The following is a 24,100-nucleotide window of genomic DNA, read 5'->3' as shown; positions in this document are numbered from 1 at the left end:
CGTGTTTCACGCGCAGATATTCAATCGGCTCGCAAAGTCCCGGTGATCTGCACCTCGGCTAATCCCGCTGGCGCGCCTGCTGGCACGCGCAGGCGAATGCGGACATTGCGACCTTCACGGGGCTCGGTTTCGACCGTACGGGTTTGGCTCGTTTCCTGCCCTTCGATCTGTTCAACCAGCTTCTGCCAATGGCCCTGACGGTCCTGAATTTCGGCCACAAAACCATAGGGGCCAATGTGCGGAAAGGTAAGCGTCAGACGGTGGACTTCAACGAAGCGCTCCATGTCGATGGTAATAGCTTTCACCGCGTCTTCGGGGGTCGGGGCCCAGTAGGTCGCGGGATTGCCGTCGTTGACCATGCGTGAGCTGTGGTCAGGCGCACTGGTGCTGGCGAATGTGGGGTTGCTTAAGCCGAACACCGTATCGCCGGGCAAATCACGCAAGACAGGCGTGAAAGGCGCGTAAGGGCGATCGTCGGCAAGCAAGGTCTCGCCGGCGACGAAGGCAGGGCCGCGCAGCGTGCGAACCTGCGCGACCGCATCCTTCAGACCAGGTGACGTCGCGCGCAAACGCGTGACACCAGCCTGCCAGCTCCGCATCGCGATCGCCGCCTCCCCGTCCCGTATGACAATGTCGCTGTCCGGCGAAAAATCAATTGAACGCCCGGTCGGTAATTCGCCCGGCCCGGATTCGATGGCAAGCCGCACCGGAGGACTGTTGCTTAAGCGCCGGCCTGTCGCATCAACAACGCTAACAATAACCTGTACGTCGTCCGTGCCGTCGGCGCGCGCAATTGTGGGGGCACTTGTCGTCACGCGAAGCGCAGCCGGTGTGCCCGCAACCGGCCATACCGGCGGTGGCCTGTGGGCATAGGCATTTCTATACCAATAATACTGGCGCTTCGGCAGACGGAAATAATCGATCATGCCCATGCCACCAAACCGCTTGCCCGCGATTGAGCCGTGGTCAAAGCCCGCCCAGATCACTTCGCCCGATCGCCACGGCAGGCGCCACGATCCCTCTTTTGTCTTGTCTGCCCCAACCGTGTTCGGCAGGTCGTCCCAGCCCGGCGCATAATCGCCCGGTCGGTCCGCCATGGTCACCCCGTATTCTGCAACGAAGTTGGGGATGCCCGGATCAGGGAAAAGGCTGGCCCCATCGCCATTATAGCCCACAATATCGCCCAGCTTATCGATTTCGCCGCGCTGGGCACCGTCAATCGCGGCAGGGCGCGTGGGGTCGAGCTGGTGTGACAAGGCGACCATTTCCTTCAACAGTCGACGGACGTCGGGCAGCGTCTCCTCCTTGGTGAAGAAGACCTCGTTGTCCATGCCCCACACGACGATCGATGGATGATTGCGGTTGATGCGGATCATCTCGGCCAATTGCTGTTTGACGCTGGCTTCGAAGGCCGCGCGATCCGCGATCTCAGTCGGATAGGCCGGCGCTCCCCACGGGTTCTTGAAGGCGGCGGTGCCCCAGAAGGGCGCTTCGGACAGGAACAACATGCCCAGCCTGTCGGTTGTATCGGCAAAGTGCGGATCATGTGGGTAGTGAGACCCCCGGATGAAATCGAACCCCGCCTCCTTGATCATGCGGACATCGCGTTCGATCGCACCATTGGTGACGGCGTCTCCCCATCCGGCCTGGTCCTGATGGACATTGGCGCCCTTGAAATAGCGGTGCTTGCCGTTCAGGAAAAACCCACGATCCGCGGTCCATTCGAACCAGCGGAAGCCGAAGGAGGTTTCCAACCGATCACGCTCACGACCCGCTACAGTGAGCGTGGTGACGACTCGATAAAGCGCAGGCGTCTCGGGACTCCACAGTCTGGGGCGCTGGATCGGTGCCGAAACCTGCCTGACAATAACCATGGCGCCAGGGGCGATGCTCGCGTGCTCATCGTTCAGGGTGGCGACGGGCTTACCGGCGGGGTCGACAAGGGTCGTGTGAACCGTGACAACCGCCGCGTCCGGCTGGTCATTGCGGACTTCGGTCTCGACAGAGACCTTGCCTGAATGCTCTGATAGTTCGGGCGTGGTGACGCGGGTGCCTGTCCACGGGATATGGACGGCATCGGACGAAACCAGCCAGACATCGCGGTAAAGCCCGCCACTGAACACATGTTCGCCGGCGCGCGGCGCCAGGGTCGGGTCCCAACTATTGTTCACCTTGACCGCTACAATGTTATTTCCCGCGTGCACAGCCTTAGTTATATCGACAGAAAATCCGGTATAACCGCCGCGATGATGCGCCAGTTCAATCCCGTTGACGTAAACGCGGGCATCCTGGAAGGCGCCTTCAAATTCCAGGGAATAACGCCGGCCGGAGGGCACAGAGGGAAGCGGAAATGTCTTTCGATACCATCCGTCGCCGGTATAGAAGGCTGCCGCCCGGAAATAGGGCATACTAAAGCTATGCGGGAGCCCAACGGTTTGCCATGCCTGATCTTCGAATGTCGGCCTCTCGGCCCCGTCGCTGCTGCCGAGTTTGAAACGCCAATCGGCATTGAAGTTCGCGCGAGTCCGGCTCGAACTGTCGAGGGCCGGTTTGGTAGCCATGTCAAGAGATGCGGCACTTGCCGACATACCGCTGGCCAGTACAATGGCCGCTATCACTTTCAGGACATCTTTAAAATGACCCAGCATATGTTTCCTCACCTTCGCATGAAGCCTTTTTTTTGGCTGCCTAACGCGTGAGACATTCCCTTATCCGATCGTCTCGCATATGAAAACAAATTCCATAGATGGCAATTTATTAAATAGTAAGTGAGGCGTCTTGGCTACAACTGCAGCAAATTTGACGTGTCTGCTGCGGGGCCGATAGCAGAACCACGCGCAGAGCAAAATTGGCGGCCTGGACGCTCAGCCATGAGACCGCTGCCTCGGCTCAAAGGCTGGCCGTCTGGGTGCATGCCGGTACGGCCAATGCGGACGTCTTGGAACGGGCCGGCTGTCTGGGCTTGTCTTGTCTTGTCTGGGCTGTTCGTGGGCCGGAACCGAGGGGCCCGTCTTGTGGTTTGAAGCTTCTAAATGAGATCGGTCGTGCGGGTGAATAGAACCCGCCGTCCATTCTCGATCGGTGCCAGGCCGATGACGGACGCACAAATCGATTCCGCCGTGTCCGGCCGATGGAAGCGGAGATCCGGGCCGATCCATTAAAACCGGCCGACCAGTTCGTCCATGAATGGGCGCGGATGGATGCGGGTCGGATCGGGGCTGATGGCTCTGGTGATACGGCTATGTCTAACCGCATGCGCGGTCAGATGGGCGCTATGGCCAAGTCGTTGGAACGCGACCCGCAGATGGACTCACGCCCGTGCAATCAACGCATAGCCTTGGGCCTCAGTGGCGTCGGCGCCGGAGGACATGGAGCGGAGCCTGTCCCGTGACCTTGGCGCCAGCATAGGCCTGGCCCCCAATCACGCAGGCTCGACATTGGAATGCCGTAAAAGGGAAGCAGACATGACTGACAATCCGGATATTGAAGCAGAGCCAAAGTCGCCAGCGCAGGCCTTCGATGACTTGCGCCGCGAGGTGGCGTTTCTGCGCAAGGTCATCGAGCCTATGGCCGAGCGAACCCGGATTTTACCAATCCTTATCACTGGATTTACTGGGTGCGGCAGGAACTGGATGTTCCGAGTTTGTGCTTTGTGAAGGCGCAGCCTTACTACTGTTCCTGGGCTTGACAGCAGGCGTGGCGTCACCGCCCTGGGCCGTCTCGGGCGCGGTCACGCCTACGGAGTCTCTGAGTTCGACCAAGCCCGGCTGGAAAGCCTGTGACAATGCCGGCGCATTTTCGAGACGACCGTAGGAGAGGTTCGTATCGACCCGCGTTATGACGACCGTTCCGAAATCGCTTTCGGTCCGGCCCAGATTTTGTCCGGTTTGCGGGTCCTTCATCATGTCGCCCAGCAAAACCGCCCGGTACCTGTTGCCCGACCGTACCAGAGAGCCCCCCTGCCCGATGACGACATCTGCACCGTCAAGCTTGATGACGGATAAGGGGAATGTCTTTTGCATCAGGGCCGCGACGAATTTTTGCGTCATTTCACCGATAGACTTCGCCGAAGCGCTCAGTCCATCGACACGCGCGCCCAAAGTGGTGGGCTCCGTTGAAGGAAAGCCATTGCTATAGCGTTCCGACAAGACCAACTGACCGGTCGTGGCATTGACCACCTTGAAGGCGAGGGTCGCGCCGCCCGAATACGAAACCAGTTCGCGGTCGGCCATTCTCAACTGACGCGAAGAACGGATATATTCCATGCGTTCGATCGTCGGAATGATAAGCAGATCCGCGGCGAGGCGCTGCCCCAGTCGCGCCGTGTCAGTCGCATTGACATTGCCCGAAGCCAGACGATCGGCCTCTGCATCCAGTTCGCGCGCTACAGAGGTGTCGAGAACGGTAAAGCGGTTGGTCTGGGACAGTGAGGTGTTGATTTGCTCACGAATAGCGTTTCCCACCTCCTCAGCCGAACGCGAGCCGTTTCCAAGGGCATAAGAACCTGTGGAACTGCGGGGTGTGGCCACGATTACCCGCGGGCGTTTGCTGTCGGCGGAGGCTTGATATTTTGCGACGTTTGCACCGATGCGTACCCGCCATTTCGAAGAGGTATCGCCGCCGGGGAAAGCGAACCCTTCCTTGGGCGCTTCGATGATCTTGAATTGCGTAATAACGCCGCCTGAGCGCGTAGCGACCAGATCAGTGAAACGCTGACCTGAATAGTCGATACTCTGATTTCCGACGGAGATCGTGCCAGCAACTTTCAGGTTCTCACTCAGGCTCTCAGTCTGGGCCCCGTTCACCTGCTTAGCGGCGTTCAGAATAGCATTGTCTATGGCCTCTTCGGGCGTGCCCCCTCTTCCTTCGGCTTCGACATAAACCTCTTTGACCCCGCCAAAATCGGGTTCTTCACGCAGCTTCTCTGCGCTTTTGGATGCGTCGTCCTTTTTGGGGGAACAGGCCGCCACTTGCAATGTCAGCAAGGAGGTGCCAGCGATCAGAAAGGTCCGTTTTGAAATTGCGTTTTTCATTAAAGTGATCCGAGCGCATCGCTTGCGTTTGACGGCATGGGAATATTGTTTTCCTTTCCGTAGGTTAGAACCATCTTGTAGTTCTCATAGGTGGTCTTTGCCAGACCGGGTATGTCCTTGGCGACCAGTGCAAGCGGAATCTTATCCGCAAACGAAGCTGAGCTTAAGGCACTCTTTGAGACCACAATGAGCCTGACGGTCATGATCGTGCCAAGGAGCAGGTGCGGAATGGCCGCTTCAAAATGATGCCGCCCTTCTGCCGACAAGGCCGTTTTCTGGCCCATTTTTTCATTGAGCGCGGTGGACACATTATTGGACAGGACGGTTGACTTCTTGATGCCGTCTGCATCGATGGCACCCGATTGCAGGCGCGTCTGCTCGGCCTGAAGCAGGGTGACCTGATCCTTGAGATCGAACGCATTTGCAAGAGAAAGCTGCGCATTGTTCATTTCGAGGCGCGCGGCCAGAAAGCTGGCATAGATATCGACCGAGTCGACGACCGAATTGTTGGAAGAGCCCTTGCCCGTGAGGGAGTCGCCCAGCTGCTTCATCTGCGAAAACGGATTCTGGGCGACGGCTGGCGATGCACTGATGGTGGCCAAAAGCACCAAGGCGATGAGTTTACGATTCATGACGAACCCCTATATCTATGAAATGGCGACAGGTTTGAAAGGACAAACCCGAACTAAGGACTGATTTGCGATGCTTGTTTTTATCGAACGCCTTTGACTGCGAGGCGATCCAGCAGGACCTTGGCGACTTCACGGGCGGAAATCGTCGTTGCCTGCGTCCGCGCCACGGCTTCGCTAGGCCCCAGTCCGGCGTACTGAACGGGACCTATCGCGGCGACCGGGCGGGGGAAGGCACCGCTGATGTCGAGGAGTCTGGCATTAATCGAGGCGAAGACGCGGACGTTCCCGGAGACAGGGTCACGGTCGGGCATTTCGACGGTCATGGTGCCGAGCACGATATAGGTAAGGTGGGCAGCCTTCGCCGCGGCTACGGTGCTGCGCAAGGTTTGCTGGCTCAGTTCATCGTCGCGGGCATAGTCGGCGCGAACGGCTGAGAGGTCGAACTTTTCAATGTATTCGGCGGGGACCAGATTGTAGCCGGAGTCGGCCATGGTCCCCGTGATCTGCTGATCAAAGTCGGCGGAATTACCCACAGCCCAGATCACCTTGTCCGCCTTGCGAGTCGTGCTGCCGCCGCTTTCAGTAATATCCGTTGTTTTACAGGCATAAGACGCGTTTGCACTCGCATTGTCCGACGTCGAAACGGACCGGTTGGTTACGCGTTCGCCCTCGCTGGTCTTTCGGTCGCCTTTTGTCTTGCAGCCCCCCTCGGACTCATTGTCCACCCGAGAATACACGCGGTCATCGAAGCTCTGGATGCTGCTGGGGGTGCGCGAAACGAAGACAAGAAGAATATCCCGACCGCCCTCACGGGCGGGCGACTGTCCGGCACTATCCGACAGCCTGTTTTCCAGCGTATTGGAATTGATGTCAGCGCGCACGGTAACCGTGTAGGTTTTCGCTTTGGTATCCGTCTGTTCGGCCAGAACCGTTGTACCCAGCACATACTCCCCAATGCTGCTGAGGATCGAACCGCGGGCGTCGTCGTATATGCGCTGCTTGGCCGGATTGTTTTCGGCAATATACCGGTCAAGCGCATTTTCCCGTGCCTTGGCGATCGCCTGATCGCGTTGCTCAGGCTTGGGGCGGCTTCCGGTCACCGGTATGGTAGCGACCCCGCGGGCTGCTATGACCTCGGCATGGGCCATGCCGGAGACCGTCAGGGACAGGGTGAGGAAAGCTGCGGCTAGGGTTTTTCTTATCGACATGTCTGGATCATCTTTCTCAAGGCTTGCATGGAGCTAACGGCGGTCTGAGTGGGAAGTATATTCTGTCTGGCCCAAGCATCGTCGGCGGGTTCGATAGCCTGCGTGAACTCCATAAACAGTTCCTGCAGCGCTTCGTCGAACACGGGGCCATCATTGATTTCAGAGGCTGTCGCCGGCTGTGTGCGCTTTACTCCCACGCGGATCTGTGCTTCGAAAAAGCGCGTGGCGCTCAGCGGCTCTACGGCCATAAGGGTAACAAAGGCGCCATATACGTAGCCCTTGCCGGCTGGCACATCCGTCACCAGAACCTTCTTGAAGCCATCCAGCGTCAGGTGAAGCTCATAGTCGGGCGCAGGTATGTTCAGTGTGTAGACATCGCCATTGCTCAGGCGCGCGGCCATCTTGCCGCCCAATGCCTGATTGGAAGCGGCGGGCAGGACACATATCTTCTGTTGGCTGGTCAGCCACCCGCTCAGACGACTGGCTATGTTGGCAGTGTAGGTTTCCGCCCCCCCCAGCCTTAGGTCGATAACCTGCTGACGAGCCTTTTCCGAGAGTGTGGATTGCGTGACCCGGATCGTCCGCGAACTGTTGCGCGGAAGGATGGAGCCGCTGATGGCCTTGGCAAACTGGGATTTCAGCCCACCGGCATCCTCACCGTTCACCAGGCGACCATAGGCGGCCAGAATTTCGTCCTCTGTCGGATCCGTGTCAAAGAGGTCAATGAACTGACTGACGACCGGGGTGCTAGAAACAACCGACTTGCTCTGGAAGTCGAAGACCAGGAGCTGCCCCCAGAGCGTGACGGAGAGCTTATACTGGTTTCCGATGCGCTCCACATCGGTGATTTCATGATTGACGGCAAGCGCGGTCACATAGGCAGCCCGGCCTGCCTTTAGCGTGCCCAGACCATCATTGATTTTCGCCTGACACGGTACGGACGTCGCCAGCTCGAATAGCTGGCGGTCGAAGATCTGCGCCCCTGTGTCGTTGACCACCCGCGACGTGCAGGGCAGACGTTGGGAAACATCCTGATAATCGGTGAGATAGGCGAAACCCGCGAAATATATTTCCTCGGACATCGGAGAGTCGGAAAGCGGCTCCGCCACACTGGTAGCCGCATATGCCGCAACGAACAACGGTGAGGCCAAGGCCCCCTTAAGCATCCCCCGACGATCCATCCACTCCCCCAGTCACCGCAGCACAACCCTAAGGGCATTTAAAAAAAAATCAACCGCGATTTCCAATTTGAACGGCCCTGCCGACGCCCGTTTAGAGGTGGGATAGGTGCAAGCCAAGGCTTTCGGAAGGCCAAACGCTCGAGTCCAGCCCCTCACTCGCTCTGGTTTGGCTCCATGGGAGGAGCCGGCTTGGCATGCATCCACGTCCCACGACGTTGAGAAATCCCTTAAAATTTTGGACCTTAGCGACTTGACTGTCTCGCTGAGTTTCCGCATGTCCCAGCTGACCCCACATACATTGGGGTCACTTTGGGGGTCAGAGCGATCAGCCACAGGATGAGGTGCAACGAAAGGTGCGCAAATAGACCAGATTTGGTACGCGTTCTGTGAAGGCGCCTCTTTGTCTGCTTTATACGCTCGCTATTTTTTACCAAACCACTTTTCTGAAATACGATCATAGGTTCCATCCTCCCGCATGGCGAGCAAGGCGGCGTCCGATGGTCTGCGCAGTTCACTTCCATTTGTAAAAACAAGGCCATAGTCCTGAGTATTGAAAACAGGTCCAACGACCATAGCGGCTCCCATGCTTTGATGAGCCGCTATATACTGTACCACCGGCGCATCAAAGACGACCGCGTCGACTTGCTTCGTCAACAAGGCTTTTCGCGCATCGTCGATCGTTGCAAAGGCCTTGAATTGTATGCCGTTGTTTTGCAAGTATTGCGCCGAAGTTGTTCCAGAGACCGTTGCGACCGTCTTGCCGGGCAAGTCAGCGGGGCCGTTAATCTGGCTCCTGAATTGCGCAACAGTCAGGCTGGCCGTGAGGGTCGCGGTGTAGAAGGCCACGAACACAACGCTGGTAAACATCCATAGGATAGCAACAATGCGCGACACCCAATGTCTGGGCATTGAATCCGCCTGTGTGGCGAGCGTGCCGAGACCCCAGAAAAACGCCTGGAATATGCCGGGGAAATAAGATTTGGAGCCGATCATGCCTTCTGGGTGTCTACGCTCAACGAACCAAACAATATGTGCAGGTATAATCGTCAAAAGGACCGCGATACCGAGCCAGACGAGAACGGCAGGCGAAAACAACAACTTTAGAAGACTCGTAAGGGCGGTAGATTCAGGGTTTGCGCGTTCGGATCTAACCAGAATTTGCAGGCCGCCATTTAGAATCGGCTGTGAAAAGTCGAATTGCAGGTCGCGTTCCGCCGTTATAGACACAGCCCCCACACCGACATCGGCGGATCGACCAGCAACGGCCGTCAGTTGGCCTCGAACGTCGGGAGCTATCTCATAAACGGAATGCCAGTCCAGCCGTCTGGCAATTTCGTTCCAAATATCGATACTGAAGCCGCTCAACGCTCCATTCGTTTGCTCTACAAAGGGGGGCAGCACACGCACACTGACCGAGACGGATTTGGCCTTGGGCTGTGCAAGACCCGGAGCTGACCAGGCCAGGATCCCGACCAGCGCCAAGACGAGTGCCCGGCTCCACCGTAAGATAAGTTTAGTCGTCATGTCGTCTATCAGCCTCTGGAGTGAACGTTTTGTTCTTTCGGATTCTGTTGGTCGCCCGCAAGCGTCTCGAAGCAGATGAATCCGTCACTGCCATCAGGGCTATATTTTATTGCGTCGTCCATCACATTAGAAAGCAGTATTTCTATCGCCGTTGGGCTTCCAACAAGTGAAAAAACTTCGCCACCCTTCTCATGGCTCATGACGAAAGACAACAAAGGCCGCTACCTGATGTTTTTAAATAAGAGTTTTATAGATACGCCATGATCGTGCGCGCGAAGTGGTCATCACTAAAGAGGTGTCCTCGCCGATGGCAACGGGTCAGACAGGCTGCACGGCTCAGAACGGTTTAAGGGCAAACGTGTGATTTCACATTGAAGAACGCCGTTAGTTCAATCTGAACTTCGTCCGTCAATGCAAGGGGTCGTGACGTCCATCGCGCTACGCCTCATACGCACAGTCGCGCCGTACGCTCTGCCCTTGCTTCTCATGGAATCGCCAACCTGGTTGGGCCATTGCCTCCACACTCGTCTGTTGCCAAGCGCGGAGATACTGTCGAGACCCTCTTTTTGCATACCATCGCCGCTCCCTATCGCTGGATGGAAGGCAAGGAATATAGGGACTTTGCAGCCTGGCTGACCGGTAACGGCGACGGGGCCGCATCGTTGTTGGTCCGAAACGGCCGCATCCTTGTACCTTGTGCTGCGTCATTCATCCAGTCTGGACTCTCATCCTGTTTGTTTCGCCGCACTACGCCCTGATAGGCCCGCCGAACGCGGACACCACAACCATCAGCGCACCAAAAATCAGACACACCGGCCCAAAGATAAACCGTGTCGCCCAGTCGGCGCGGCGTTCGCCGAGGAGTTTGGTCCACATGGCACCACGGCCGTAGCTCATAGTCCAGGCGCGGAATTTAACCGACGCGAACATAAGCCAGCCCAGGAGAATGGCTAGTAGACCGAGGACGATCATTACGATGTTACCAATTGCCATGGGTGTGCTTTCCTTTGCATGCTTTTTCTTACAAGAGCCTATGCCAAGCTGGACGCCTCGTGTCCAGTCCAGCAAACGCCACAAGCGGGCGTTAGGACCAAAGCCACAGGCGTGAGATGCTGCCGTTTTGGCAGACACCGAGACAAGCCTTTTCATCGAACTGGAGGTACGTCACCCCGCCGCGCACAGAATTCCAAAGAGCTTTCATCATACGCGACGAATGCCGACAGGTCTCCAAATAGGTCCAATGAACCGACACCTTCGCCGACCCGAACATAGGAGTCTCCATGCGTTTTCAAGTTCTCTAGGATAGGCAAGGTGCGGCCGGCAATGTCCGCCTCTCATCCCCGCGCGGATGCCCTTACACGCAGCGTAGCGCGTCGGCACCGGAGGGGTAAACATGAGGAGTTTGTCAAGGGACAGCCCCTTTGTTCATCGCCAGCTACAGATAATGACGGGCGTAGGCCTCGATCCCGACCTTGCTGTCGCAGGTCAGAAAGCGTCCTTAAGTTCCGTCACCTGCATTTTCAGGACCTGCACAGATTTGCCGCCAGCTACAAAACGCAGGGAAGTGTAAGGCTTGCGGGGATACAACGTATCGGTCAATGCCGTGGCGCCTCCGTCAGCGAACAACTCGATCGAATCGTGATCCACGAACACCTTCATATCAATCACATCTGCGGCCACATTTCGGGGAGCCGAATGTACCGATGCGGCGAACTTGTCCGAAAAGTCGACCAGGCCTGACTTGCGTCGGTCGCTGAAAAACGAATTGGCTGTCGCGTCATATCCAATTTTGTAAATGTCGCCCGCATCATTGGACAGTTCAAGGTAAGCCATTGTTCCGTCAGCAGGCTTGGCGAACTGGACGTCGATCGAGGATTGCATCACGCTCTTGGCTGGCATGTCCACCGCAAGTGCCTCAGACACAGTCTGTGGAACGCTCGTGTAGGTTCTACCTTTCAGCCTGTCCACCTCCACCGCAGGCTCCGATTTCACAAGGTAGTTGGTCCCATCGAAATGCAGGGTCAGTTCACGAGGTAGCGTCATCGCTCCGCGCCACGCCGTCGTTGGCACGACCTGACCGTAGTCCCAATTGTTCATCCAACCCATCATCAAGGTACGACCGTCAGCCTTGGGCACATCGGACCAGGTTACGCCGGCATAATTGTCGCGGCCCCAATCGAGCCATTGCGGTCCCTTTGCACTCAGTTGGGCCGCATATTTCGGGTCCAGTTTGAAGTCACGGCCATCAAAATCACCGACGAAATACTGCGTGGCGGAGCCACCGTTTGGACCACCTGGATTCAGGCTCTGAATCAGGACCCATTTGGTTTCGCCGGTCTCCTTGACCTTCATGGGCAGCAGGTCGGGACATTCCCAAACCCCGCCATGGGCGCCAATCTCCTTACCGAAAGCACTGAGGAAGCTCCACGATTTTAGGTCGGATGACCGGTAGAATTCTGTGTGGTCCCCGACCGCCAAGGTCATGATCCAGGATTTCGATGCGGGGTGCCACATGACCTTTGGATCGCGGAAATCCGGCTTCCCTTCAGGCGGTACCAGCACAGGATTTCCTTTATATTTATGCCAGGTCTCGCCGGCATCAGTACTATAGGCAATCCCCTGGCTTTGCGGATAGGTCAGCCCGGCTTCCTTGAACTTTTCATTGTGGTACGTGTAAATGGCGACCAGGGGCGGGTTCGCTTTGGTGCCGAGGCCTGAGGCGTTATTCCAATCCACAACCGCACTGCCACTGAAGATCAGCCCATGCGCGTCCGGGGCCAGCGCGATGGGACGATCCTGCCAGTGCACCATGTCCTTGCTCACGGCATGCCCCCAATGCATCGGCCCCCATACGTTGCCGGCAGGATAATGCTGATAAAAGAGGTGGTACTGCCCCTTGTAGTAGACCAGGCCGTTTGGGTCATTCATCCATTGCCCAGGCGGCGTGAAGTGATAGGCCGGACGATAGGCCTCTCCGGTCGTTCTGAGCGGCGCCTTAACGACCCCCGAGGCGTTGGCTGCGGGAGCCTGAAATGCCAGGGCCGGTTGCGCCGCCAAAAGAAGTGCCAACACGCCCAGTGACGCGGAAAAAAGCCGGTTCATCATTCTTGTTTCCTTCTGTGGAGCACCTGGTCTTCGCCGGGCCTCTCGTCTGTATCGCGAGGTTATCACCGCGCAACATATAAGTCAATATTCCGGACTTATATGTTGCGCTACGCCGCCGGAACGCTCGGTCTGGGTGGGCCAGAGCCCCTCCCTGACAAGCGCAGGATCGTGATAGTCCGCGATTGTAAGCCATGCGCCACTGCCCAGGAGTTGTTGAGCGTCGAGCGTTGTGCGCACGCCAACCGTCTGAACGCCAGCGCTCCGGGCAGACCTTAGGCCCGCAATCGAATCCTCGAAAACCACGGCCTCCTTCGCGGTAACACCGGCCTCATAAAGCGCGCGCAAATAGGGCAGCGGATGGGGTTTGGGATGGGCCAGTTCGGAAGCGATAATCACAACGGAAAACCGCGTTTGGATCCCCAGAACGGCTAACACGCAGTCGACATCAGCGCGCGGCGCGTTGGTCACCAAGGCCAAGGTGGCGCTGGACGCCGCAATCGCGTCAAGATACTCAAGAAGGCCCGGCAGCGGCGCAAGGCGACCCACGGTTTCGCGGAATCTTGCCTCCTTCAATGCAACGAGGTCCTTACGCATGTCATCCGACATGTGCGGAAACAAATGCGCAATAACGGCTGAGGTCGTCTGGCCGGCAAACTGATGGTCAAAGGTCTCCTGATCAACAACCCTTCCGTTTTCTTGCAGCAGGGTTTGATACGCGGCCATGTGAAGAGGCTCGGTGTTGCAGAGCGTACCGTCCATGTCGAAAAGGAAGGCTTTTGGCAGGGACATAGTTACTGTGCTTCTAGCTGCGTGGCTTTCGTCAGGGGGCTTGCGCGCACAGCCAAGCCGACCGCGCCCAAAACCCCTGCCCTGTCTCCCAGTTGAGCCGGTTGAATGAAGGCCTGAAGCGACTCAGGTTGCTTGAGGGCACGCAAATAACCGCCCACCAGTCGGAAAAACTCCGCCCGGCTACGCGCAATCACCTCCGGCTTCAGCCCCACGCCTCCACCGATCAGAATCCGCTGTGGGGCAGCGATCATAGCCATGTTGACGTAGAGCTGGGCAAGGTAGTCACCGATTAAGAGCCAGACGTCGTGGTCGTCTGGTAGATGTTCGCCGCGCTGACCGGTGCGCGCCTCAATAGAAGGCCCACTGGCCAGCCCTTCCAGACAGTCCCCATGGAACGGACACATGCCTGGAAACGGATCCCTTCCGGGTTCGCGGCGGATCAACATATGCCCCGCTTCCGGATGCAGGAGACCGTGTACGGGTTTGCCGTTGACGTACAACCCAGCGCCAATGCCCGTGCCCACGGTGACATAGGCAAACGTGTCTAGCCCTCGCCCGCCTCCCCATTCGGCCTCACCAATGGCGGCGCCATTGACGTCCGTGTCAAGCGCCACCGGGATGTCCGGGAAATGGGCTTTAAGCAACTGTACGATATTAAAACCGCGCCAATGAAGTTTCGGCGTTTCGTAGATCACGCCGAACTCCGGATGTGCCGGGTCGACCTGGATCGGCCCGAAGGAGGCCACACCGATACCCCGGATCGTCGGATAGAGCGCCAGATATTGCTTCACCTGCCGGACTATGGCCGCAGATGTCGCTTCCGGCGTTTCGGTTGGAAATCTGACGAGTTCCGTTAGGTCATTCGGCCCCGTTCCCGCGGCCATGACGACCTTCGTGCCGCCAACTTCAATACCAATAAACATAGTTTTACTCGTTATAAGGGAAGGATTTAAGCGGTTTGTCGACGGACGCAGTCGCAAACTTAATGACCGATGGAACGTTCCATGTCCTCAAGTGCGACTCCCTTCGTTTCAGGAAATAGCTTCCAGACAACAAAGAACTGAACGAGCATCGCGACGGCGAAGAAAATAAACGGTAGCCCCTTGGAATAAGCCGCCACCAGAGGAAAAGCTGTCGCGATAATGGCGTCCATGAACCAGTGTGTAGAAGAGCCAAGGCCTTGCCCGCGTGAACGCACTTCGGTCGGGAAAATTTCGGAAATGTAGACCCAGATGACAGCGCCTTGCGAGAACGCGAAGGACGCGATGAAGAGGATGAGCATCCACAGGAGATAGCCCTGGTAGGTGCCGGTCAGTTGGATGTAGGCCGTCGCCGCCAGAGAGATGACGAGCCCAACCGAACCAATCAACAGGAGCGTCTTGCGGCCAACCCGATCGATGACGGTGAGAGCCAGCAAGGTGAAAGCCAGGTTCGTCGCACCGATGATGATCGATTGCAGATCGGCCGAGACCTTCTCAAAGCCGGCAGCAGCAAAGATGTCATTGAGATAGTAGAGAATGGCGTTGATGCCGGACAATTGGTTGAAACCGGCGATGGCAATCGCCAGCAACATGGGTTTTGCGTAGGTTTTCCACGACAAGCGCACTTTCTGTCCGTTGTGCTGCTCGTGCTTGGCCAGGTATTGGTTGAGTTCAACATCGGGTGAGGCCACGCCTATACGCGCCAATACACTGCGCGCTTCGTCCACCCTGCCCTTGACGGCCAGCCAGCGCGGGCTATTCGGGATGGTGTACAGGAAGATCCAAAGAATAAGCGACGGCACGATGGTGACGCCAAATTTCCAGCGCCATTCGTGATCACCGAGTTCCAAAGTTCCGATCAGATAATTGCTGAGGTAGGCGACCAGAATACCGAAGACGATGTTTAACTGGAACATACCAACCAAGGCCCCACGGTTCTTCGCCGGGGCAATCTCGGCCAGATAGGTCGGCGCCAGCACGGACGAAGCACCGATCGCCAAGCCGCCCAGAATGCGCGATGCGATGAGGATCGGCAGCGAAGGAGCGAGAAAACAGCCAATGCCGGAAATGATATACATGACGGCAATGGCAATGAGGCAATTTCTGGCGCCGAACCTGTCGCCTGGGCTTCCAGCGAACAGAGCCCCTGCCAAGGTGCCCCAAAGTGCGCTCGACACAGTGAAACCCAGGGTCGCCGGATCTAAATTGAAAGCTTGCGTCAGCCCCTGGGTGGTTCCCGCGATGACAGCAGTATCAAAGCCGAACAACAGTCCAGCCAATCCGCCCACGAATATCCCTCGTACCAGCGTCGAGTTCATACTATGTCTCCTACCTAAACGTTTTTTTTGTGCTTCTAAAAAAAGGAGCGCGGCAGAGCATGCCGCGCTCGAAAGTCCAGGGAGGGAAAGTCCAAATCAACCGCAACGCCTATCGAATGGCCCTGGAGAAAAGGCCGTCGTACCCGCCTCATGTCATCTTTCCAAACGCCTGCTTTCACGCGGCAGGATTGGGCCTGACTGAAACAGCCTTCAGTGTTACAGTCGACATGGGCCAGATATAATACCACGCCACTTCGACCGGGCACGATGAAATTAAACATCAAGGCGAAGATTAAGTCAATATACCGGACTTATATAAATTGCGCCCTTTTGATTTTTTGCAGAGCAAGCTATCGTAAGGTATAAAAATCACGTCACCGATGGACCGTGCGGACACGCAAATCCATATGCCTTCGACCTCTTGAGGGGATCTGGAAGCGCTTGATAGAATAGAGAACAGAAGCTCAACGCATGAACACGCAGAAGTTAAATCGCGGATCGAATATCGTCGCGGTTGGCGCATACAACGAACGTTTGGTCCTGTCGATTTTGCGATCCAGGGGGGCTTTGTCCAAGGCTGAACTCACGCAGCAGACGGGCTTGTCGAAGCAAACCCTGACCGATGTGATCGGCCGCCTTGAAGGTAATGGCCTCTTGCTGCGAGGTGAGCCGATTCGCGGCCGGATCGGCCAACCGCAAGTGCCATTTACCCTCAACCCGGACGGCGCATACTCAATCGGTTTCAAGATCGGCCGTAAAAGTTTCGAACTCGTCCTTATGGACTTTTCGGGCAAGGTGCTGAAATGGATTCGCCACGGCATAGACTATCCGACTCCCGATCAGATGATAAGCTTTGTCCGGACGGCGTTAAAGGCGGTTTGCGAGGCCTTTCCGCCATCGGTCATGGACAAGGTCATCGGTATGGGGGTCGCCATGCCCAACGAGCTCTGGCGTTGGGGGCCGGAATTCGACGCGCCCGAAGATGAGTTGATGGCCTGGCACGACTTCGATGTAAAGGCAGCGCTGGAAGGGCTGGCGGACGTTCCCGTTACTATCTGGAACGATGTCGCGGCAGCCTGCACAGGCGAGCTCACCTTCGGGAAAGCGGAAAAATCCAAAGATTTTTTGTATATCTACCTTGGCACATTTCTCGGCGGCGGCGTCGTTCTCAACGGAAAGATCCTGCGTGGGTCACGCCTGAAAGCCGGTGCTGTAGGCTTCATGCTGGCACATGCCGCCGCTTCCACGACGGAGAGCCGCCAACTTTTATCCGTCGCCTCGATCATTACGCTCGTGCATAGCCTGCGCGAAGCCGGTCAGGATGCAGCAGAAATATGGAATCCGGACGACGACTGGTCGACCATCGACGCCTTTGTGGGGCCGTGGGTTGAGCAGATCTCATCACACCTGGCGAGCGCCTTTATAAACGCAAGCGCTATTCTGGACGTCCCGCAAATCGTTATCGACGGCTCACTTCCTGAACGTGTTCGCGGCCGGATCATCGACCGGACAAGAGAACAGATCGGCCTGCATCCAACCATCGGCCTGTCACCGTTCGAAGTCGTTCCCGGAACGCTTGGATACTTTGCCCGTGTCATAGGGGCAGCCAGCCTACCCATGCAGGAGCGGTTTGCTGAAGATCTCGAGGCTCTGCTCAAAAGTGTGCCCGTGCAAGCTTAGGGGCGGCGCTCACGTACTGTGCCGCTCAAGGCCAGGGGTGTCGGCTTGGCATAGACCGAAACGTCTGCGAATCTGACGTCATAGTATCGGAAGCTCAGGGCTCGGAAGTCGTTGATATAGGCGATTCCCAGGCCCAACCTTGGATCTATGACCAGATCGACCGTATAGTGGCCATCAGCCGGCGTCGGGATAGCGACCATCGGCGCCTCCGTCGCGCCGCCGTTCAGAAGAAACGTGGCCTGGCCGTTTTGCGTATCGACCTTCAGCAGGCTTGTCAGATTGTTATCGCGCCTTTGAAGGCTATGCCGAATTCGCTGCCGGGGACAACCTGGATGTCGAGATGCGTAAGTGTGGCCTTTCCGCCCTCCCCTATCGTCGCGCTGCCGATAGACAGGGGGCGGGTCTGAGTGTTGAAGGTCTGCGCCAGGATATCGGGGAGCCATACAGCGAGTTCACCATCGGCGCGGCATTTGACGGCATGCGTCACCAGGTCGCCGCCCCAGTCCAAAGCCCCGGCATCGGTGTGGCCGCGCTCGTGAGCGAGCCAGCCAAACAAGAGACGATTGTCGTTGGTTCCAGCTGTCTTTCCGGCATAGAAGGCCTTTGCGTCGAGCGCGTCGTAGCTCCGATAGGCATAAGGGCCAGAACTCTGGCTAGCCGTAAGCACGCGGACCTGCCGGGCGTTAGATCGCTGATCCGAATACAGCAGATTCCAATGACTGCATTGATTGAAGAGATCAGGTAACTCGAGGTTTAACGGGCTGTCCTCAGTGTAGAGCGGTGTTTCGGCCGTCCAGCTTGTCATATCAGGGGAACTGTACCGGGCATGACCGCCTTCGCGCCCTGCCGCGAGGCAAGGATCATCCAATAGGCATGTGCCTCAGCATTCCAGAAGACGAACGGGTCGCGGAAATCCATGGCATCGTATTGCGGCGTCCCAGCAAATCCAAAGCTCGCGACCTTGGCCCATGGGCCGTTGAGACTGGCGGCGCGCGCCTGCATAACGATTTCCTTAGGATTGGCGGCCGGATTATGCCCCGTATAGAAAAGCCGGTATCCTCCTGAAGGGGCGGCGATCCCACTGCCACTTCCGAGCCAGGCGTCGGGCGCGCTCGTGTCACCCACCGGTAACGTTAAAGCCGGGGCTTTCCAGGCCACCGCGTCATTCGTCTGCGTCATCCAAAATGGGTGACGCCATGCGACTCTGTTTAAATTAAGATACCTCACCTAATTGAACCTCAATCCATACCACCTATGTCATATTTGCAACATTTACGCATTGGCGCTCCACTGCAGGAAAATATCCCACACTCCAATCCGTGGCTATTTGACTATGTCAATATGATTGACATAGTCCCTGAGGGAGTGCCAAGCTTACGATTGGAATTACAGAAGGCGGGATGAAATGCTTAAAGGAATAAACCCCATTGTCGGCCCTGACCTGCTCGCGATCTTGCGTGAAATGGGCCACGGTGATGAGATTGCCATTGTCGATGCCAATTACCCGGCGCTCAGCCATGCGCGGCGTCTCGTTCGGATGGACGCGACGGACGCACCGACAATCCTGAAAGCGATCTTGTCTCTGATGCCCCTGGATCGCGACGTTCCTGAAGCCGCGTTCAGGCCCTGCGCTTTCGGTGACTGTGATCGTATCGAGCCGATCTACGAGGAATTCCAGGCGGCCATTGATGAAAATGACAACGGGATACGCCTGACCCCCATTTCGGGGCCGCCCTTTTACGATCGCATCAAGGCTGCCTTTGCCATAGTCGCAAGCGGGGAACTGCGGCTCTACGGGAACATAATCTTGCGTAAGGGCGTGATTTCGCCTGCCATCTAATCACGGGACGGCGGTTCTCACAGCCCGTTGACTCGCCCAAGGCAATACAGTGTTACAGCTTCACAGCCCCACGGTGTACAACTTGTGCCGCCGGCTCGCCGGTGGTCTCATTGATGACCGGCGACACCACCTTTGCGCTATTATTCGGGTCAAATGAGACCTCTCGTCAAGGCAGCGTCGTCTGATTTTAAGGTGACGAAAGGTTAAGCCCCCTTTCGACGGGGCGCGCTTCAGCCGGCTCAAGTCTTGCCTGGCAATCGCCACGCGATATGCCAAAAATCCCCTCACCTTGCTGGCTACTTCAAAAGTGTAGCGGCAGACGTTCTGATCAGGTCGCCTAGTCTACGGCCTGATCAGAACGTCTGCCATGACGGTTTCTGCTGCGGACGTGAATCATATTCCTCACGCGACTTACGAAACTGATCCGAATTTTCGACGACCCATGTCCAAAGCGGGATCATACGGACGAGCAATCCCATTCCCCAATCGGTAAGCTCGTATTCCACGCGTGGCGGCATCTCCACGAGATCATAGCGTGTGACCAAACCGTCTCTCTCAAGCTGACGAAGCGTACGTGTCAGCATTCTTTGGGTAACCCCGTGCATTCTGCGTCCGATATCGGCATGGCGTAGCCTGCCATATACGCCCAAGGTGTGGATGACGCCCAGCGACCATCTGTTCCCTGCGTGGGTCAGAACTTCGCGTCTTACCCCGTCCTCGTCTTCGCGAAGACCGTCGCAGACAGCTTGAGCATAGCTCAGGATTTCATCTCTCGTCAGTGTCCTACCCTCCGGTATCACGCATGTACCTTCTTACGACCGCTTTTGAACTATGCCATTTACCCGGTCACATCAACGATGAGAATAGGAAGGATTTCCGAATGAACTCTTCGCAAACAGTAAAATCACAGTCGATCCTGGTCATTGGTGCCGGAGAACTCGGCATGCCGGTACTACGCAATCTGGCGCGCAAAGCCAAGGATCATCAAGGAGCGACGATCAGTGTCCTGTTGCGAGCGGCAACAATCGAGTCGAACGACCCGGTGAAACGGCGTGAGGTCGCCGAAATACGCGAATTGGGTATCGAGATCGTTACCGGCGATATCCTCGCCGCTTCCATAAGTGAGCTGGCAGCTATCTTTGCACCTTTTGACACCGTGATCGGATGCGCAGGCTTTTCCGCTGGCCTGGACGCTCCCATGAAACTTGCCAAGGCTGCCCTCGAAGCCAACCTCAAGCGATATTTCCCGTGGCAGTTTGGCGTCGATTTCGACGTCATCGGGCGTGGTAGTCCTCAGGACTTGTTCGACGCACAGATCGACGTGCGGGAGCTCCTCCGTGCCCAGGACAAAACGGACTGGGTCGTGATCTCCACGGGCATGTTCACGAGCTTTTTGTTCGAACCGATATTTGAGGTCGTCGATCTTGAGAAAAACGTGGTCAAGGCTCTGGGCAGTCTGAATACGGAAGTTACGCTGACAACGCCTGATGATATCGGAGCCTTGACCGCAGAGGTCGTCTTTGCTCAACCGACGATCCGCAACGAGATCGTCTATCTTGCAGGTGACACAGTCACCTACGGCGAGGTTGCTGAGACGCTTCAGACCGTTCTTGATCGCCCGTTCACCAAAGCAGAATGGACCGTACCGCAGCTGAAGGCGGAACTTGCGCAGGACCCTGATAATCACATCATGAAATATCGGGCGGTCTTTGCCGAAGGCAGGGGCGTGGCATGGCCGAAGCGCGATAGCTTTAACGCGCGGAATGGTATCAAAGTTGAGACCGCCGAAGAGTGGATGCGAGAAAACCTTCGCTCCTAATGGCGATGGTGGTTTGGGTAGCAAAATTTAAAGGAAAAGCTCCATGAGTAGCCTCAAACATAAACATGGCCTTGCGACGCGCATGGCTCTGTTGGCCACGGTTAGCTTGTTATCATTTTTGACGGCAAATTTATCACGGGCCGAGGCGCCGTCTACGCCCGGTGCTGCAGCGACGACCCAGCCCTGGATGAACACGACATTGGATCCAGACACACGCGCGCGCCTCGTCCTGGCGCAAATGACCCAGTCCGAGAAGCTATCACTCCTGCATGGCTACGGCGGGCCTATCTCACCTAAACGCAAGGGCACGACTGCAAATGGCGGGGCTGGTTTTGTGCCAGGGATACCCCGTCTAGGTCTCCCCGATCTCAATATGGCGGATTCGACCGTTGGCGTGACTCGCGGGGCAGCAACGAGCCGCTACTCCACTCTGATGCCGGCCGCGATCGCTGAAGCGGCGTCTTTTGATCCACAAATAGCCCATGAATATGGGGCATTGATCGGCCGGGAACTCCGTGCTCAGGGTTACAATACGTCTCTCTCTGGTGGGGTCAATTTGATGCGCGAGCCTCGTAATGGCCGGACGTTTGAATACCGTGGCGAGGATCCGGTGCTCGCCGGCGTCATGGCGGGGAACTTCCTGGTCGGATTGCAGAATGAGCACGTTATTGGTGATATCAAGCACTTTGCGGTGAATGATCAAGAAACCGGTCGTCAGGTCAATAATCCAGTCATGAGCCATCGGGTTTTGCGTGAAAGCGATCTGATGGCTTTTGAAATCGGGGTCAAGATCGGTAATCCCGGTATGGTCATGTGTTCGTACAATCTTGTGAACGGCGACTATGCCTGCGAAAACGACTATCTGCTGAACCAGGTGTTGAAGCGCGACTGGCAGTTTAAGGGCTTCGTTTTATCGGACTGGGGCGGTGCGCACTCTACGGCGAAGGCTATGAATAGCGGCCTGGATCAGGAACAACCAGACGACAAATATTTCGGCGAACGGCTCGCCGCCGCTGTAGCCGCCGGCGAAGTGCCGCAATCCCGCATCGACGATGCCGCTTTGCGCATTGTACGCACCCTGTTTGCTTCTGGTGTTGTGGACAATCCACCGGTGACTATGGTCGTCGATATTGATGGTGGCCTCGAAATTTCTCAGATGGCCGCAGAGAATGGCATGGTTCTTTTAAAAAATAACGGTGAACTGCCTATCGCTGCCACGGCAAAATCAATCCTGTTGGTAGGCAGTCACGCAGATGTCGGGGTCTTGACCGGCGGGGGCTCCGGCCAGGTCGACCCTCCAGGTGGCAGTGCAGTCAAAGCCGAGACATCTGTCTCGGATCAAGGTGCCGCAGGTGTCTTTAGCCGGGGGCCAATTTGGTATCCATCCTCGCCCCTTAAGGCGCTCAAGGCCCTTCGACCCGATGCGAACATAATCTATGACTCAGGCAACGATCCCCAAAAGTCGGCAGAATTGGCAAAAACGGCGGATCTTGTCATCGTCTTTGCGAACAAGCCGGCGGGCGAAGCCGTCGACCTGCCGGATCTTAGTCTGCCCGGAAATCAGGACGGATTGATCAAGGCCATAGCCACCGCTAATAAGCACACCGTGGTCGTCCTTGAAACCGGCGGGCCGATCACCATGCCTTGGCTGGATTTGGTTGGTGGCGTCATCCAAGCCTGGTATCCAGGCGCCCGCGGCGGCGAAGCCATGGCGCGATTAATGACGGGTAAGGTCAATTTCTCTGCAAAGCTGCCGATCAGCTTCCCGCGCTCAATTGCCGATCTGCCGAACCCTGTGCTCCCAGGGTCTACGCTTAAGACGCAAGGCTTGGTCGACGAAACCGGTGCCCCTGTAATGGATAGTTTGGGAAGGCAGCGCGTAGGGCCACCACCCTTTGATATCACCTATCCCGAAGGGGCCAATGTGGGTTATCGCTGGTACGAACTGAAGAAAATTAAACCCATTTTCGGATTTGGCTTTGGTCTGAGCTATACGAGTTACGGCTATGAAGGCCTAAGTGTATCCGCCGACACGGTGCATTTCACAGTCAAAAACACAGGAGCTTTTGAAGGTATTGAAACCGCGCAGGTCTATGCGCAACGCCCCGGTGACGTTGACGGCTCGACACGCCGATTGGTCGGCTGGACGCGCATTCCGCTAAAAACAGGAGAAAAGCGAACGGTCGACGTCAAAATCGACCCGATGTACATTTCGACATTCGATGAAAAGGCGAATGCATGGGTTCTCAAACCCGGGAAATATACCTTCTTCGTGGGCCGAGCCGCAAACGATACGCCTTTGTCAGGTTCGATCTCTGTCTTAGAGCCATAAGCATTACGTGATTTTCGGTCCGCAGGCGTCCAAAACACGACTATATCAAGCCAAGGACGCCTATGAGCGGGAAAGCACAATCAAGGCCATCGCACTTCCCTCCTTTCCCCGAGATGATCCAATATCCAATGCACGAAGGCGGTGATCCGGCCAAGCGGGCCGACTGGTCGAAGCCTGCCACCGTGCGCCGTGCGAACGGCGCGCCGCTGGGACGCACAGAGTTTGCCTGAAACATCAGCCTCGACATGTCTTATTTCGAGATCAAGGGGCAGGGCAATTACACTTGGTCGCAGCGCTATATAACCGCTTTTATCGCCTAGCTTATCCGACGCATCGTAGAGACCATCAGGATGGGAAGGGTCTCTACCTAGTACTACAGTTGCGCATAATGGAAAATCATGATTCCCTTTCGTTGGTTAGGATGAGCGGAGATTGTCATGAGTGTGTCAGATTGGGTGGGTACAGGGACTAACTGGCGCGAAGCGTTGACGGAGATGAAGGCGGCGATTGCTCCAGCGCTTAAGCGCTCAGAGCAACGCGCATCTGCCGGTGCCTTCATTGAAGGCCTTATGTCGCGGGCTGAGCGCAAGACAGGGTGGATGCTAGCGGAAGAAGCTGGGCTTGAGAGGCCCTATCGCATTCAATCCTTGCTCGGGCG

The 24,100-nt window shown here is 56.7% G+C and carries 21 protein-coding genes and 1 pseudogene; 7 read left to right on the top strand and 15 right to left on the bottom strand.

Features of this window, described 5'->3' with window-relative positions:
• Nucleotides 1–20: 20 nt before the first annotated feature.
• Nucleotides 21–2,648 (bottom strand): glycoside hydrolase family 2 protein, encoded by a 2,628-nt coding sequence (locus B060_RS0117630; RefSeq protein ID WP_018083125.1) that lies wholly within the window; start codon nucleotides 2,646–2,648, stop codon nucleotides 21–23.
• A gap of 482 nt (nucleotides 2,649–3,130) precedes the next feature.
• Here B060_RS0117630 and B060_RS0117625 point away from each other — a divergent pair, with 482 nt between their 5' ends.
• Nucleotides 3,131–3,391 (top strand): hypothetical protein, encoded by a 261-nt coding sequence (locus B060_RS0117625; RefSeq protein ID WP_018083124.1) that lies wholly within the window; start codon nucleotides 3,131–3,133, stop codon nucleotides 3,389–3,391.
• Nucleotides 3,392–3,587: 196 nt separating this feature from the next.
• Here B060_RS0117625 and B060_RS0117620 read toward each other — a convergent pair whose 3' ends face one another.
• The 10 genes from B060_RS0117620 to B060_RS0117565 form a co-directional block, all read right to left on the bottom strand.
• Complete coding sequence (locus tag B060_RS0117620) at nucleotides 3,588–5,033, bottom strand: CsgG/HfaB family protein (RefSeq protein WP_018083123.1); 1,446 nt, start codon at nucleotides 5,031–5,033, stop codon at nucleotides 3,588–3,590.
• Nucleotides 5,033–5,665 (bottom strand): hypothetical protein, encoded by a 633-nt coding sequence (locus tag B060_RS0117615; RefSeq protein WP_018083122.1) that lies wholly within the window; start codon nucleotides 5,663–5,665, stop codon nucleotides 5,033–5,035. Before B060_RS0117615 ends, B060_RS0117620 begins: the two co-directional genes overlap by 1 nt.
• 80 nt (nucleotides 5,666–5,745) lie before the next feature.
• Nucleotides 5,746–6,873 (bottom strand): hypothetical protein, encoded by a 1,128-nt coding sequence (locus tag B060_RS0117610; RefSeq protein WP_018083121.1) that lies wholly within the window; start codon nucleotides 6,871–6,873, stop codon nucleotides 5,746–5,748.
• Nucleotides 6,864–7,955 carry a hypothetical protein gene (locus B060_RS0117605; RefSeq protein ID WP_018083120.1) on the bottom strand — a complete coding sequence of 364 codons (1,092 nt, stop codon included), beginning with the start codon at nucleotides 7,953–7,955 and terminating at the stop codon, nucleotides 6,864–6,866. Before B060_RS0117605 ends, B060_RS0117610 begins: the two co-directional genes overlap by 10 nt.
• 519 nt (nucleotides 7,956–8,474) lie before the next feature.
• Nucleotides 8,475–9,578: a transporter substrate-binding domain-containing protein gene (locus B060_RS0117600; RefSeq protein WP_018083119.1), complete on the bottom strand. Its 1,104-nt coding sequence runs from the start codon at nucleotides 9,576–9,578 to the stop codon at nucleotides 8,475–8,477.
• Nucleotides 9,579–10,325: 747 nt separating this feature from the next.
• Nucleotides 10,326–10,571, bottom strand: coding sequence for a hypothetical protein (locus tag B060_RS0117590; protein WP_018083117.1), 246 nt, complete (start codon nucleotides 10,569–10,571; stop codon nucleotides 10,326–10,328).
• Between the two features lie 492 nt (nucleotides 10,572–11,063).
• A complete protein-coding gene (locus B060_RS0117580; RefSeq protein ID WP_018083115.1) occupies nucleotides 11,064–12,683 on the bottom strand; it encodes a glycoside hydrolase family 32 protein in 1,620 nt (539 codons plus the stop codon).
• A gap of 81 nt (nucleotides 12,684–12,764) precedes the next feature.
• Entirely contained in the window at nucleotides 12,765–13,472 is a 708-nt protein-coding gene (locus B060_RS25060) for an HAD family hydrolase (protein ID WP_018083114.1), read from the bottom strand.
• 2 nt (nucleotides 13,473–13,474) lie between these two features.
• Nucleotides 13,475–14,395, bottom strand: a complete 921-nt coding sequence (locus B060_RS25055) for an ROK family protein (RefSeq protein WP_018083113.1) — start codon at nucleotides 14,393–14,395, stop codon at nucleotides 13,475–13,477.
• Between the two features lie 59 nt (nucleotides 14,396–14,454).
• A complete protein-coding gene (locus B060_RS0117565; protein ID WP_031220914.1) occupies nucleotides 14,455–15,771 on the bottom strand; it encodes a sugar porter family MFS transporter in 1,317 nt (438 codons plus the stop codon).
• Between the two features lie 471 nt (nucleotides 15,772–16,242).
• Here B060_RS0117565 and B060_RS0117555 point away from each other — a divergent pair, with 471 nt between their 5' ends.
• On the top strand, nucleotides 16,243–17,451 hold the full coding sequence (locus B060_RS0117555; RefSeq protein WP_018083110.1) for an ROK family transcriptional regulator: 1,209 nt from the start codon (nucleotides 16,243–16,245) through the stop codon (nucleotides 17,449–17,451).
• Here B060_RS0117555 and B060_RS0117550 read toward each other — a convergent pair.
• The 3 genes from B060_RS0117550 to B060_RS0117540 all read right to left on the bottom strand — a co-directional run bounded on the left by B060_RS0117550 (nucleotide 17,448) and on the right by B060_RS0117540 (nucleotide 18,678).
• Entirely contained in the window at nucleotides 17,448–17,651 is a 204-nt protein-coding gene (locus B060_RS0117550) for a hypothetical protein (protein WP_018083109.1), read from the bottom strand. The genes B060_RS0117555 and B060_RS0117550 overlap by 4 nt on opposite strands.
• Nucleotides 17,652–17,725: 74 nt before the next feature.
• Nucleotides 17,726–18,118, bottom strand: a complete 393-nt coding sequence (locus B060_RS0117545) for a glycoside hydrolase family protein (protein ID WP_155847832.1) — start codon at nucleotides 18,116–18,118, stop codon at nucleotides 17,726–17,728.
• Between the two features lie 134 nt (nucleotides 18,119–18,252).
• Complete coding sequence (locus tag B060_RS0117540) at nucleotides 18,253–18,678, bottom strand: glycoside hydrolase family protein (protein ID WP_269078015.1); 426 nt, start codon at nucleotides 18,676–18,678, stop codon at nucleotides 18,253–18,255.
• Nucleotides 18,679–18,856: 178 nt separating this feature from the next.
• Between B060_RS0117540 and B060_RS0117535 the strand changes: the two genes are divergently transcribed.
• On the top strand, nucleotides 18,857–19,291 hold the full coding sequence (locus tag B060_RS0117535) for an RbsD/FucU family protein (protein ID WP_018083106.1): 435 nt from the start codon (nucleotides 18,857–18,859) through the stop codon (nucleotides 19,289–19,291).
• Nucleotides 19,292–19,644: 353 nt separating this feature from the next.
• Here B060_RS0117535 and B060_RS0117530 read toward each other — a convergent pair whose 3' ends face one another.
• A complete protein-coding gene (locus B060_RS0117530; RefSeq protein ID WP_018083105.1) occupies nucleotides 19,645–20,091 on the bottom strand; it encodes a winged helix-turn-helix transcriptional regulator in 447 nt (148 codons plus the stop codon).
• Between the two features lie 80 nt (nucleotides 20,092–20,171).
• Between B060_RS0117530 and B060_RS0117525 the strand changes: the two genes are divergently transcribed.
• From B060_RS0117525 to B060_RS27630, 4 genes and pseudogenes are all read left to right on the top strand, one after another.
• Nucleotides 20,172–21,110, top strand: a complete 939-nt coding sequence (locus tag B060_RS0117525) for an aromatic alcohol reductase (RefSeq protein ID WP_018083104.1) — start codon at nucleotides 20,172–20,174, stop codon at nucleotides 21,108–21,110.
• Between the two features lie 43 nt (nucleotides 21,111–21,153).
• A complete protein-coding gene (locus tag B060_RS25050) occupies nucleotides 21,154–23,442 on the top strand; it encodes a beta-glucosidase family protein (RefSeq protein WP_031220911.1) in 2,289 nt (762 codons plus the stop codon).
• 62 nt (nucleotides 23,443–23,504) lie between these two features.
• Entirely contained in the window at nucleotides 23,505–23,672 is a 168-nt protein-coding gene (locus B060_RS27330) for a hypothetical protein (RefSeq protein WP_155847831.1), read from the top strand.
• 207 nt (nucleotides 23,673–23,879) lie between these two features.
• Nucleotides 23,880–24,100, top strand: a pseudogene (locus B060_RS27630) (IS701 family transposase); the annotation flags it as partial.

Source organism: Asticcacaulis benevestitus DSM 16100 = ATCC BAA-896 (assembly GCF_000376105.1).
Taxonomy (GTDB): domain Bacteria; phylum Pseudomonadota; class Alphaproteobacteria; order Caulobacterales; family Caulobacteraceae; genus Asticcacaulis; species Asticcacaulis benevestitus.
The sequence above is the reverse complement of the archived record's forward strand: the minus strand, read 5'-3'. Positions and strand labels throughout refer to the sequence as shown.